14 protein-coding genes and 1 riboswitch are annotated in these 11722 nt (G+C 64.9%); of the genes, 12 read left to right on the top strand and 2 right to left on the bottom strand.

Going from position 1 to position 11722, the window contains the following annotated elements; translation table 11 throughout:
• The first annotated feature begins 80 nt into the window (after window positions 1-80).
• The 3 genes from FQP90_RS13150 (at window position 81) to FQP90_RS13140 (ending at window position 2302) form a co-directional block, all read left to right on the top strand.
• Window positions 81-575, top strand: a complete 495-nt coding sequence (locus tag FQP90_RS13150) for a DUF6153 family protein (RefSeq protein ID WP_144651175.1) — start codon at window positions 81-83, stop codon at window positions 573-575.
• Between the two features lie 148 nt (window positions 576-723).
• On the top strand, window positions 724-1341 hold the full coding sequence (locus tag FQP90_RS13145) for a DUF305 domain-containing protein (protein WP_144651172.1): 618 nt from the start codon (window positions 724-726) through the stop codon (window positions 1339-1341).
• Window positions 1342-1426: 85 nt separating this feature from the next.
• Window positions 1427-2302, top strand: a complete 876-nt coding sequence (locus FQP90_RS13140) for a F510_1955 family glycosylhydrolase (RefSeq protein WP_144651168.1) — start codon at window positions 1427-1429, stop codon at window positions 2300-2302.
• Window positions 2303-2495: 193 nt separating this feature from the next.
• Here the strand turns inward: FQP90_RS13140 and FQP90_RS13135 are convergent, their stop codons facing one another.
• On the bottom strand, window positions 2496-3170 hold the full coding sequence (locus FQP90_RS13135; protein WP_144651166.1) for a metal-dependent transcriptional regulator: 675 nt from the start codon (window positions 3168-3170) through the stop codon (window positions 2496-2498).
• A gap of 82 nt (window positions 3171-3252) precedes the next feature.
• On the opposite strand from FQP90_RS13135, the gene FQP90_RS13130 reads away from it, so the two are divergent.
• From FQP90_RS13130 to FQP90_RS13095, 9 genes are all read left to right on the top strand, one after another.
• The gene (locus tag FQP90_RS13130; RefSeq protein ID WP_244296761.1) at window positions 3253-4380 is read left to right on the top strand and encodes a multicopper oxidase domain-containing protein; all 1128 of its coding nucleotides are present in this window, start codon (window positions 3253-3255) and stop codon (window positions 4378-4380) included.
• Window positions 4377-5612 carry a ZIP family metal transporter gene (locus FQP90_RS13125; RefSeq protein ID WP_144651163.1) on the top strand — a complete coding sequence of 412 codons (1236 nt, stop codon included), beginning with the start codon at window positions 4377-4379 and terminating at the stop codon, window positions 5610-5612. The genes FQP90_RS13130 and FQP90_RS13125 overlap by 4 nt, the downstream gene beginning before the upstream one ends.
• A 75-nt stretch (window positions 5613-5687) precedes the next feature.
• Window positions 5688-6077, top strand: a complete 390-nt coding sequence (locus FQP90_RS13120; protein WP_244296760.1) for an ArsR/SmtB family transcription factor — start codon at window positions 5688-5690, stop codon at window positions 6075-6077.
• A gap of 3 nt (window positions 6078-6080) precedes the next feature.
• The gene (locus tag FQP90_RS23315; RefSeq protein WP_167510482.1) at window positions 6081-6233 is read left to right on the top strand and encodes a hypothetical protein; all 153 of its coding nucleotides are present in this window, start codon (window positions 6081-6083) and stop codon (window positions 6231-6233) included.
• Window positions 6230-6727 carry a signal peptidase II gene (lspA, locus tag FQP90_RS13115; protein WP_144651160.1) on the top strand — a complete coding sequence of 166 codons (498 nt, stop codon included), beginning with the start codon at window positions 6230-6232 and terminating at the stop codon, window positions 6725-6727. The genes FQP90_RS23315 and lspA overlap by 4 nt, the downstream gene beginning before the upstream one ends.
• 3 nt (window positions 6728-6730) lie before the next feature.
• Window positions 6731-7480, top strand: a complete 750-nt coding sequence (locus tag FQP90_RS13110; protein WP_144651157.1) for a cytochrome c biogenesis CcdA family protein — start codon at window positions 6731-6733, stop codon at window positions 7478-7480.
• A 43-nt stretch (window positions 7481-7523) separates the two neighbouring features.
• The gene (locus tag FQP90_RS13105) at window positions 7524-8135 is read left to right on the top strand and encodes a TlpA family protein disulfide reductase (RefSeq protein WP_144651154.1); all 612 of its coding nucleotides are present in this window, start codon (window positions 7524-7526) and stop codon (window positions 8133-8135) included.
• Between the two features lie 44 nt (window positions 8136-8179).
• A complete protein-coding gene (locus FQP90_RS13100) occupies window positions 8180-8836 on the top strand; it encodes a vitamin K epoxide reductase family protein (RefSeq protein WP_144651151.1) in 657 nt (218 codons plus the stop codon).
• 123 nt (window positions 8837-8959) lie between these two features.
• Complete coding sequence (locus FQP90_RS13095) at window positions 8960-10390, top strand: TrkH family potassium uptake protein (RefSeq protein WP_144651148.1); 1431 nt, start codon at window positions 8960-8962, stop codon at window positions 10388-10390.
• Window positions 10391-10421: 31 nt separating this feature from the next.
• Here the strand turns inward: FQP90_RS13095 and FQP90_RS13090 are convergent, their stop codons facing one another.
• Entirely contained in the window at window positions 10422-11243 is an 822-nt protein-coding gene (locus FQP90_RS13090; RefSeq protein WP_144651145.1) for a M23 family metallopeptidase, read from the bottom strand.
• A 3-nt stretch (window positions 11244-11246) separates the two neighbouring features.
• Window positions 11247-11420, bottom strand: a riboswitch (cyclic di-AMP (ydaO/yuaA leader).
• Window positions 11421-11722 lie beyond the last annotated feature (302 nt).

The raw sequence follows: 11722 nt of genomic DNA, 5'->3' as shown, positions 1-11722 counted from the left end.
CACCGGCACGCTATCCCCACCCGGGGTAGGGCACCGGTGCCGCTAGCCTAGAAACACCAAGCACAGGGAGGAGGACCACCATGGCCGCACAACGCGCCATCACCGGCTCCGCCCTACTCACGGCCTCCCTTATAGCCGGTATCCTCGCTCTCATCACCGGAATTCTGGGCATGCACGTCATGACCGGCACCCAATCAGTACACTCCAGCGCAATGGCTTCCGCAGACATGACGGAAACGACCGGAACGGGTTCGTCTACATCCGGAATCGACGCATCCGGGCACGCGAGCCACCTGGTCTCATCGCCGGAGCCCGCCGCGCTCCAAGAGCTGTCCGTGTCGAACGGTGCAGCCTCCCCGGCGCAGTGCTCCTGCTCCGGGAACTGCTCAAGCCAGCACTCCATGAGCACGTCCTGCATCCCCACGGTCAGCGCCGGTGGCCTGACTGCGCCCGCGCCGGATGATACGGTCTCCACCACGGAGCAGTCCGCAGTTCCGACCTTCACGGCTCGTGTCCCCTGGTCCTACCGTCCAGTCGGTCCTTCACCGGGTGAGTTATCCATCAGCAGAACGTAACCGTTCCGCCGGCCCGGGCCCAGCCCAGGCCGTTCTTCCTCACGCCCTCCAGCCCTTGTAGTGGCTGACCCGCGCGTAGCTGATGCACCCACCACCCTTAGTGCGGGCGCCTTTGCGTCCCCTAAATTCTTACGAAGGACTTGATTTCATGAACACGAAGAAGTTTTTGCCCCTTGCAGCTACTGCCGTGGCCGCAGTGGTCGCCTTGGCCGGCTGCGGCGCCGCCGGTGGTTCCAGTTCCTCCGGGACATCCACGCCGGGCATGGACCACGGCAGCAGCTCCGCCAGCGCATCAAGCCCTGCCACGGCATCGGACCATAACTCCGCTGACGTGACGTTCGCCCAGATGATGATCCCGCACCACACCCAAGCTGTGGAGATGAGCGACATGATCCTCAAGAAACAGGACATCCCCGCCGAAGTCACAGCCTTGGCCACCCGGATCAAGGACGCACAGGGACCGGAGATCGAAAAAATGACCGGCTGGTTGAAAGGCTGGGGCGAACCCACCCAGATGCCCACCGGGCACAGCATGGACGGCATGATGGGCGCCGAAGACATGACAAAGCTCGAAGCCGCCCAGGGCGTTGAGGCCGCGAAGCTGTTCCTGACCCAAATGATCGCCCACCACCAAGGTGCCGTGACCATGGCCAAGACAGAAACCACGGACGGCAAGGACACCGCAGCTGTCCAACTCAGCAAGGACATCGTCAGCGCCCAGGAAACCGAGATCCAGGAAATGCAGACCCTGCTGGCCACCCTCTAACCCGCCACAGCGGCGCCGGCCTTTCTCCCAACGATGGGGCCGGCGCCCTCCGCACACCCGTCTTCACCCCAACCTGGAGCTTCCCATGCAATCCATGACCACCGCTGCCAAGCGAATCAGAACCCTCGCCGCCGGCGCCGCAGTCCTCCTCGCCTTGGCCGCCTGCACCCCGGCCAGCCCACAGGCTTCCACAACCCCCTCCATCGGGACGGATAAGCCCCTGCCCAGCAGCCATGTCCACGGACTGACCGTCAACGGGGACACCAGCCAGGTGCTGTTGGCCACCCACGACGGGCTGTTCGACGTCACGAAACAGCCCGCCAGCAAGATCGGCGGCACGAACGACCTGATGGGTTTCACCGTCGGTAACGACGGAGTCTTCTACGCCTCCGGCCACCCGGGCCCGGGCTCTGACCTGCCCAACCCCCTCGGACTGATCAAGTCCACCGACGGAGGGACCACGTGGGAGAAGCTCTCACGCCAAGGCGAATCCGACTTCCACGCCATGACCACCACAAGATCCGGGATCGTCGCGTTCGACGGGCAATTGCGCAGCAGCCCCGACGGGAAGACCTGGAACACCGTGGGCGCCATGTTCGCCCCAGCCGTCCTGGCCGGCCACCCCGACAGCGACACGGTGCTGGGCACCACCACCGCGGGTATCCAGCGCTCAAGTGACGGCGGAGCGACCTGGACCCTGGACAAGACCGGGCCGCTGATCCAGTACGCCGCCTTCGCCACCCCGGACGAAGCGGCCGGGGTCGCCCCCGACGGGACCACCTACTCTTCGGCCGACGCCGGCAAGTCGTGGACCAAGAACGGCATGATCGACAGTGAAGTTCTGGCCATAGCGGCCCTCAAAGGCGCCGACGGGAACCTCAGGATCTGGGCAGTAACGCCGGACGGGATCGTCGTTTCCAGGGACGGTGGCACCAGTTTCCTTCCCGCCGACGAGACCTGACGCGTTTGGGCCGCGGAGGAAACCCTGCCAGGGCCGCGTTTTGAGTGGCGCAGGGGCCATATCTGTGGCGGTGTGTGGTTCCCGCGCCATCGTGGCCCCGCGAGCTACACGGCGGCCCCGCAGGGAACGCTCGACGTCGGAGGGACAACGGACCGGCAGGATGAAGCTTCCCGCAGGGCCGGCCCGGGCAGGCCTAGACAGCTACGACCCAGATCGCCTCCGACGCCGAGGCCCCCAGGTCGATGTTCTGTTCCTGGCCACGGAGACGGATCGTAGTGAGATCCGCGAATCGTCGGTGCTCCTGAATGGATAGCTGCGTATCCGGCGTAAGACCCAGTTCGGTGAAGTAGCGCAGCAGTTCGGGGTCAGCATCGGAAATACGAGTCACCGTCACGGTGCTGCCTGCCTCTGCGACCGAGAGTTGGGTTCCGGTTGGCTGGTGCTGCTGCCCCCCGGGCGAGGGTATCGGGTCGCCGTGCGGATCACGGGTGGGGTGGCCCAGACACTGATCGATGCGTTCGATGAGCTTGTCCGACACGGCGTGTTCAAGGATTTCGGCCTCCTCGTGGACCTCGTCCCAGCCGTAACCGAGAGACTGCACGAGGAAGGTCTCCAGGAGACGATGCCTGCGCACCATGGCGACGGCGTGTTTGCGGCCCTCGGCCGTTAGCTCGATGCTGCCGTACGGGGCGTGGGTGACCAGGTTCTGTGCGGCTAGTTTCTTGATTCCGTCCGATACCGTGGGAGGCCGAACCCCCAGGCGCCCTGCTATGGAGCTGACGGTAATGGGGGTTGCGGACCATTCCGTGGCGGTCCAGATCAGTTTTAAGTAGTCCTGGGCTGAGTTGGACAAGTCGGTTACGAGCATTGCTTCATACTACTTTGCGGACTTCCAGAATGTTAGGCTTAGCGAACAATATTGTTTTCAGCGTTGAAATCTAGGAGTCGGTGTGCCGAAATTTAGTCTGGAGAAGCTGCTAAGCCGTCGGTCAATGATCTCCGGCGCCGCAGCCCTCGCCGCAGTGCCGGCCTTCTCGTCACTTGCACCCCTTGAGGCCCCGGCCAACGGCGCAGGACCGCACTCGGGCCACGGCACACCCGCCCAAAACACCACCCCTCGAGCATCCACCGGCGGCGCGGCCGCGGCCACTGCTGCTCCCGCGGATGACGCCACCTCCATGAGCCACGCCGGCCACGCCGGCTTCGCAGGCGGATCCGTCCCGGTCGGCCGGGCCGGGATCGACCCCACCGCCATCCTGCGGGACTTCGACAAGGGGAAGACCAGCACCCTGCCGGACGGACGGACGCTACGGGAGTGGGACATCGTGGCCGTGGATAAGGACTTCGAAATAGCCCCCGGAGTGACCTTTCCGGGATGGAGCTACAACGGGCGGATCCCCGGGCCCACACTCTGGGCGCGGGAAGGGGACCTGCTGCGCATCCACTTCACCAATGCCGGCGCGCACCCGCACACCATGCACTTCCACGGGGTCCACCGCGCGGAGATGGACGGCACGCCCGGCATCGGCGCCGGCTCGATCGCCCCGGGGCAAAGCTTCACGTACGAGTTCGATGCCACCCCGTTCGGCACGCACCTCTACCACTGCCACCAGTCACCCTTGGCGCCGCACATCGCCAAGGGACTCTACGGCGGGTTCATCATCGAACCCAAGGACGGGCGTCCGAAGGCGGATGACGAAATGGTCATGGTGATGAACGGCTACAACACCGACGGCGGAGACGATAACGAGTTCTACTCCGTCAACGGTCTGCCCTTCCATTTCATGGACTACCCCGTCCGGGTCAAACAGAACGCTTTGGTACGCATCCACCTGATCAACGTGCTTGAATACGACCCCATCAACTCCTTCCACGTCCACGGAAACTTCTTCCACTACTACCCCACCGGCACCATGCTCACGCCAAGCGAATTCACGGACACCATCTCCCAGGTGCAGGGCCAACGCGGCATCGTTGAAATCCGGTTCCCCTACCCGGGCAAATTCATGTTCCACGCCCACAAAACCGAGTTCGCCGAACTCGGCTGGATGGGCTTCTTCGAGGTGACCCCGGCATGAGCATTGAAGAGAAAACCACGACAACGGCACCCACGCCGCCGCACGGCCGCCGCCCCTCGGCGCCCGGCTGGCTGCTCGGTCTCGGACCGCTGGTCCTGATTGCCGTCCTGATGGCCGTATTCTCCCTGCTGAACGGACCGGGGTTGGCGAAGCTCTCCGAGGGCATCCCACCCAAGGAAGAAGTTGCCGTCGAAGACGTCCGGTTCCTGCCGGGCCAAATCCAGATCACCGCACGCAACGAGGGCCCGGACCCGGTCGCGATCGCCCAAGTGAACGTCTCGGACTATTACGCAGCCTTCACCCAGACCCGCGAAACCCTGGCCCCGCTGGAAACCACGACGCTGACCATCAGCTACCACTGGGTAGACGGGGATCCCTACGAGATCGCCCTCGTCACTGCGATCGGCGGCAAGATCCCGATCGCCGTCGACGCAGCAGCGCTCAGCCCTGAACGCGGCACCTCGTTCTTCGGGCTAATGACCCTGCTCGGCATCTACGTCGGCGTGATCCCCGTGGCCCTGGGCATGCTTTGGATGCCTTTTATCCGCCGCTCCTCCGCCTCCTGGATCAGACTCCTGCTCGGCGTGACCGTCGGCCTGCTCGCCTTCCTCGCCCTCGACGCCACGCTCGAAGGCATGGAACTCGTCACCGGGAGCGGTGCGTTTGGCGGACCCTTGGTGGTGTTCCTCGGTGCCCTCGTTGCGTATCTGGTGCTCGAAGGCACCGACGCCTGGATGCGCCGACACCAGAGCCTCGGCAGCACCGCAGAACCCGCCGCCCTGCCTCCACGCCGGTTGGCTCTGCTCATCGCCATCGGCATCGGTCTGCACAACCTCGGTGAAGGATTGGCCATCGGCTCCGCGTATGCCGTAGGTTCCCTGGCCCTCGGGGCCACCCTGATTGTCGGCTTCGCCATCCACAACACCACCGAAGGCCTCGCCATCGTTACACCGCTTGCCAAGGAACCCGCACGCCTGGGCCGGCTCGCGGTGCTGGGCCTGATCGCCGGAGCACCCGCCATCGCCGGTGCACTCATTGGAGCCACCATCAACCAGCCCGCGCTCTCGGCTTTCCTCCTGGGGCTTGGAGCGGGAGCCGTCGCCCAGGTCGCGCTCAAGATCCTGCCGATGATGAAGGACCACACAGGCAAGATACTCACTCCTCTGGGCAGCGCCGGCATCATCCTGGGCCTCGGCATCATGTTCGGCACGGGCCTGCTCGTTCAGGCCTGACAGTGACGCATGGGGCTTCACCCTGCCAAAAGTACATAATTGCGTGGATACATCGATGAATGTAATTTTGAAGGCATGGAAACCCTCACGCACGCCCCGGTGCTCGCGCGGTTCGGCTACGCGGTCTCGGATCCCACCAGGGCCAGAATCCTGCTGGCCCTCTCCGAAGCGCCGGGCTACCCGTCCGGCCTCGCCGACTCGCTGTCGGTTTCACGGCAGAGTATGTCCAACCATCTGACCTGCCTTCGCGGCTGCGGTTTGGTAGTGGCAGTCCCGGACGGACGCCGGATGCGGTACGAGCTGGCCGATGCCAGGCTGGGCCATGCCATCACTGACCTTCTGGGCGTCGTCTTGGCTGTGGACCCAACCTGCTGCGCTCCCGGCGGAGGAATGCCTGCCCTGCCCATCCCGCTCGAAACCGCCCCGGGCCGGCCGTCCGTGGTTTCACACTCGAGGAACGGCTAGGTCATGATCGACTCTGAACTTCGGGTCATTGAGGGCCGCCCGGACGGTGTCCAGGCGCTGAGCTGCCGTATGTACTCTTCTGCTGGGAACATGGCAGGGCTGCCGGCTTTGGGATCGTTGCTGGCAGCTGTGCGCGGGTCGGGTCAGGAGGCATGAGGGGCAAGGAAACCAAGGCCGTGCTCCCGTTCCGTGCGGCGATGGCACTGGCGGTCGCTGGTCTGGCGCTGGTTGACTTGCTGGTCAAATCCGCCGTGGTCCTGACGATGGGGCAGGGGCAGTTCCTGGACTTCGGTCCGCTCAATGTCCGATTGGCGTACAACACTGGTGTCGCGTTCAGCCTCGGCGCCACCTTGTCCCCGTGGATTGTCGTCGCCGCGACGGCGGCGATCGTGACGGCGCTGGCTGTTTACCTGTACCGGGTGGCTCCCGGATTCAACCGGATCTCCCGGGCGGGAGCGGTCCTGCTGCTCGGCGGCGCCGTCGGGAACCTGGTGGACCGGATGGACGGGGCAGGGGTCGTTGACTTCCTGCACACCGGATGGTTCCCGACCTTCAACCTTGCCGACGTCTTCGTCACCGGTGGAGTCGGCCTGCTGGTGCTCGGATCCGTCCGCACCCCTGCCCAGGCCCTTAAAGAAGAAGGGCGCTGACCGGTGGACATAGGTGAGTACTTTGCATCGACCGTGACCTCCGGCGCCTTGGTGCTGGCACTGCCCCTGGCGGCCGTGGCAGGCCTGGTGTCCTTCCTGTCGCCCTGCATTCTTCCGTTGGTTCCCGGCTACCTCGGCTTCGTCTCCGGGCTTACGGACCCTACCCAACCGCGGAACAGACGACGTGTCCTGGCCGGCGTTGCACTGTTTATTCTGGGCTTTGGTGCCGTGTTCACCCTGTACGGGGCGGCTTTCGGAGCCATCGGGGCCTGGCTGATCCGTTGGCAGGACCCCCTCATGAGGGGCCTGGGGATCGTGGTCATCCTCATGGGGCTGGTGCTGCTCGGACGGTTTTCCTGGCTCCAACAAACCCGGAAGTTCCAGATCCCCGGCCGCAACGGGCTTACCGGTGCCCCGCTGCTCGGAATCGTATTCGGCCTGGGCTGGACCCCCTGCATGGGACCGACGCTCAGCGCCGTCCTCAGCCTGAGCGTCACCGCCGGGAGCGCCTGGCGCGGGGCCTTGCTGGCCTTTGTCTACTGCCTTGGACTGGGCGTCCCCTTCGTCCTCGTGGCTCTGGGCCTGAACTGGGTGTCAAAGGTCCTGACCGTGGTGCGCAAGCACATCAGGGCCGTGAACATCGGCGGCGCCGTCATGCTTATCATCCTCGGCGTGCTGATGGTGTCCGGCTTGTGGGTGCAATGGATCTACCAACTGCAAAACCTCGCCGGAACGTTCCTGATGCCCGTCTAGGCACGTCCCCCCGGAACTCTGATACGAACAGCAAGGACAACCAATGAGCAGTCAACCACAAGCGCACCAGGGAGCCCGCCGCCGCACCATCCTGGCTCTGGGCGGGGCACTGATCACCCTTGCCGGCTGTGCAAGCCGGGACGATCTGGCCGAGCAGGCAAAGGCCGGAGACGACAAGAACTACATCGCTGGCGACGGGTCCGTGAACGAATACCCACCCGAGTCACGCGGCGCCCGGGTCTCCCTGGAAGGCCGGCTCTTCAACGGCGAGAGAATTTCTGCCCAGGACTGGGCCGGGAAGGTCGTGGTCCTCAATTTCTGGTATGCAGCCTGCGCACCGTGCCGGGTCGAGGCGCCGGACCTGGCCGCCCTCCACACCGAATTCAAGGACAAAGGCGTGCTGTTCTACGGGGTCAACGTCCGCGACGACGCCGCAACCTCAGAAGCCTTTGAACGGACCTTCAACGTGCAATACCCCAGCTTTGATGACAGTGATGGCGGCGTTCTGCTGGCAATGACCGAGTACGTCCCGCCCCGCGCGGTACCCACCACCCTCGTGCTCGACACAGAAGGGCGCGTCAGTGCCCGGATCCTCGGGGTCTCCCAAAAAGGAACCCTGAAAGCATTGATCACCTCAGCCGCGGCCGGATCCTGAACAGAAAGCCCGGCCATGAATCCAACCCCAAGGAAGCCCTCCCCATGACCAGCACCCCAGCACCCACCGGGACCATGAAAAATGCCGGCTCCACCGCGCAGCCGCAGTTCCCCCGGTTGACCCGCGACCGGCCTCTGGGCTGGCTCCTGCTCATCACCGGGGTCACCGGCTGGCTGGCCTCCGGGGCCTTGGTACTGGAGAAACTCGAAGTACTCAAAGACCCCGGTTACCAAACGGTCTGCGACATCAATCCCTGGATTTCCTGCGGCCAGGTCATGCAGACCTGGCAGAGTTCGGTGTTCGGCTTTCCCAACATGTTCATCGGGATCGTGGCGTTCGCTGTCATCATCACCACCGGCATGGCGTTGCTCTCCGGGGCCACCTTCGCGCCCTGGTACTGGGCAGGGCTCCAGGCCGGGGTCACGCTTGGTTTTGCCTTTGTCGTGTGGCTGTGGTCCCAGGCCCTGTACTCGATCCACATCCTCTGCCCCTTCTGCATGATCGTCTGGGCCGCAATGATTCCCCTCTTCGTCTGGGTCACGGCCCGGAACCTCACACACGGAATCATCAAGGTGCCCGCCAGAGCCGCGCGCATTGTCGCCGAGTCCGGCTGGATCATCACGGCCCTGCTCTATGTGGCCGTGGCCGCGACCATCTTCTTTGCCTTCCTTAACGTGTTCATCGGCACCTCCGGTTTCTAAGCAAGGACCCGGGAGTGCGGCCGAAGTCTGCTGCCGCGCTGGATGCCTCGCTCCGCGGGCGGCCCGATCTGTCGGACGAGGACCGCCCCAAACCTTTATCGGCCCGCCAAGTGAGGAATGCCCATGGCCCTGAACCAGTCAAGGCCGAAGCCCGCCACCCGCGGGCCCGGCCAGCCGGACCGGGAGGGAGCGGGAATCCTGACCGGTCTGCGCGACCTCATCGACAACATCGCCAACACCTCCCCGGCCCGCCTCGCCTTCAGCGCCTTCGTAGTGGTGATTCTGCTCTTTACCGGCTTGCTGTCCCTGCCGGCGCCCTCCGCATCCGGTGAGTCAACGCCCTTGCACCAAGCCATGTTCACTGCCGTTTCCAGCGTTTGCGTCACCGGCCTGACCGTGGTGTCCACCGCCACGCATTGGTCCTTCTTCGGGCAGCTCGTCATCCTGGTGGGCATCTTCGTCGGAGGTTTGGGTACGTTGACGCTCGCGTCGCTGTTGGCACTCATGGTCAGCAAGCGCCTGGGTGTGCGCGGCAAGCTCATCGCCCAGGAAGCCATGAACAACGCCGGAAGGCTCGGGGAAGTCGGTACGCTCCTGCGGATCGTCATCGTGACGTCGGTGGTCATCGAAGCGGCGCTGGCCCTTGCCCTGATTCCCCGCTTCTTGGTCCTTGGCGAGCCGTTCTGGCAAGCCGTATGGCACGGCGTCTTCTATTCCATCTCAGCATTCAACAACGCAGGGTTCACGCCCCACTCGGACGGGATCGTCCCTTACGAGACCGACCTTTGGATCCTGTTTCCGCTGATGCTGGGCGTTTTCCTGGGCAGCCTCGGCTTTCCCGTGGTCATGGTGCTCCAGCAGAACGGGCTCAACTGGAAGAAGTGGAACCTCCACACCAAACTCACCATCCAGGTCTCCCTGATCCTGCTCGCGGCAGGCGCGGTCTTGTGGGCCGTCATGGAGTGGGACAACGCCCGGACCATCGGCAACTTAGGGGCGGGCGAGAAGGTCATCCATTCGCTCTTCGCTTCCGTCATGACCCGCTCGGGCGGGTTCAACCTGGTAGACCAAAACCAGATGGAATCCACAACGATGCTTCTCACCGACGCGCTCATGTTCGCCGGGGGTGGCTCGGCCTCCACCGCGGGAGGCATCAAGGTGACCACCATCGCCGTCATGTTCCTGGCCATCGTGGCCGAAGCCCGTGGCGATGCGGACGTGAAGGTTTACGGGCGCACCATTCCCCAGGGCACCATGCGGGTGGCCATCTCCGTGATCGTCGCCGGCGCCACCCTCGTGTCCGTCGCGGCCTTTCTGCTCCTACAGATCAGTGGCGCCTCCCTTGACCGGGTGCTGTTCGAAACGATTTCCGCTTTCGCCACCGTGGGACTGAGCACCAACCTCAGTGCCGAACTGCCGCCAACTGGGGTGTACGTGCTATCGGCGCTGATGTTCGCCGGCCGTGTAGGCACCGTCACCCTGGCCGCTGCACTGGCCCTGCGGCAGCGCAGCCAGCTGTACCACTACCCCGAAGAGCGACCAATCATAGGCTAGCCGCCCCCGAGGTGAGGTGCCGCCCTCCGGGTCACATCCAGCCCTGCGGGTTCACAGTCTGACCGTTCAGGAGCACCTCGAAATGCAGGTGGCAGCCCGTGGAGGCTCCGGTGGTCCCGGCCGCGGCAAGCCGCTGGCCGGCGGCCACGGTCGCCCCGACGGAGGTTTCGATGGACGCCAGATGGTTATAAGTACTCTTCAAACCGTTACCGTGGTCCACCACAATCCTGTTTCCGCCACCATAGGGAGACCAACCGGCCTCCACGACCGTTCCAGCTCCGGCGGCGAACACCGCGGTCTGGCACGCGGCCACGAGATCCAGCCCGGTGTGCAGTTCCCCGGAGCCGCTGATCGGGCTGGAGCGGATACCGAACGGCGAAGTGACCGACATGTTGGCCAGCGGCGCGCCGAGCCGGCTAGAGGCAGCAGCGGGTGCAGCAGCCGCGGCAGCAGCAACCTTCGGAGCCGCCGCGCCCGAGGCGGCAACCTGGGTCTTGGCCTGCACGGGCAACGGCGCCTGCTCGGTGGTGACAGCCGGCCGTTCATAGCTGATGGACGCCCCGGCGGAGGCCTGAACCGGTGCGACGGTAGCTGTTGTCGCTGCGGCTTGCACGGCCGGGCCGGTGCCGGTGGGGGCCGGGCCGGCATGGGCTGCGGTGAGTGCGGCGGTCAACATCGCGGCGACGCTCAGCGTGGCGGCAGCCGTAACCTGTTTGCGCCGACCCCGGCCCGGCCCGGCAGCCGGCATGCCCCGGTGCTGCGGTGTAGCGCGGGGAGTCGTCGGGGCGGCCGTACGGGACAAGAGACCGGAGGCCGGTTTTCGGCGCCGGCCATGGGGGGATGAGGAAGTCAAGGGGGATCCTTTCGGTTCGCCTGCGAAGTTAGCTGTCGGGTTCGGGCCAAGGAAAATGCCCGGCCGCACCCCGGCGGCCACCTGACCACCGACGTCGCGGCTTCACCCCAAGGCAGGCTGGCTGCCGATTCTGGGTCCTCCACCCCCGCCGTGAAAAGGGATAGTCGTTTGATGCCACCGGCGGGGCTGAGCGTGCGGCATCAAGGGTTTTAGTACAGAAAAACCTGAACTAATAGTAGCCGCAAAGAGTCATCGTTACAATTTCGTGACACGGCGAGCAGCGGCGGGCGCCGTCATCCGGCCCGACAGTGCTTCTGACAGCCCAGGCCAAACAATCATCTGGGCATATCTTCAGGTGAGCAGCTATTGGCATCAACGAACCCCACCCCGGGATGGTTCCGGCCCCGGGGCGTGCCGCCCACGGATCCCGCGTGTCGACTGCCCCGGTTCCGGAGAGCAATTCGGACCCAGCCGCAGGA

Origin of the sequence: Paenarthrobacter nitroguajacolicus (genome assembly GCF_007786235.1) — a bacterium.
Lineage (GTDB): Bacteria > Actinomycetota > Actinomycetes > Actinomycetales > Micrococcaceae > Arthrobacter > Arthrobacter nitroguajacolicus_A.
The sequence above is the reverse complement of the archived record's forward strand: the minus strand, read 5'-3'. Positions and strand labels throughout refer to the sequence as shown.

Coding starts and splice junctions, on each gene's coding strand:
- FQP90_RS13125 (WP_144651163.1), top strand. CDS start 4,377: ATGAGCATTGAAGAGAAAACCACGACAACGGCACCCACGCCGCCGCAC.
- lspA (WP_144651160.1), top strand. CDS start 6,230: ATGAGGGGCAAGGAAACCAAGGCCGTGCTCCCGTTCCGTGCGGCGATG.
- FQP90_RS13105 (WP_144651154.1), top strand. CDS start 7,524: ATGAGCAGTCAACCACAAGCGCACCAGGGAGCCCGCCGCCGCACCATC.
- FQP90_RS13150 (WP_144651175.1), top strand. CDS start 81: ATGGCCGCACAACGCGCCATCACCGGCTCCGCCCTACTCACGGCCTCC.
- FQP90_RS13145 (WP_144651172.1), top strand. CDS start 724: ATGAACACGAAGAAGTTTTTGCCCCTTGCAGCTACTGCCGTGGCCGCA.
- FQP90_RS13100 (WP_144651151.1), top strand. CDS start 8,180: ATGACCAGCACCCCAGCACCCACCGGGACCATGAAAAATGCCGGCTCC.
- FQP90_RS13135 (WP_144651166.1), bottom strand. CDS start 3,170: ATGCTCGTAACCGACTTGTCCAACTCAGCCCAGGACTACTTAAAACTG.
- FQP90_RS13140 (WP_144651168.1), top strand. CDS start 1,427: ATGCAATCCATGACCACCGCTGCCAAGCGAATCAGAACCCTCGCCGCC.
- FQP90_RS13095 (WP_144651148.1), top strand. CDS start 8,960: ATGGCCCTGAACCAGTCAAGGCCGAAGCCCGCCACCCGCGGGCCCGGC.
- FQP90_RS13120 (WP_244296760.1), top strand. CDS start 5,688: ATGGAAACCCTCACGCACGCCCCGGTGCTCGCGCGGTTCGGCTACGCG.
- FQP90_RS23315 (WP_167510482.1), top strand. CDS start 6,081: ATGATCGACTCTGAACTTCGGGTCATTGAGGGCCGCCCGGACGGTGTC.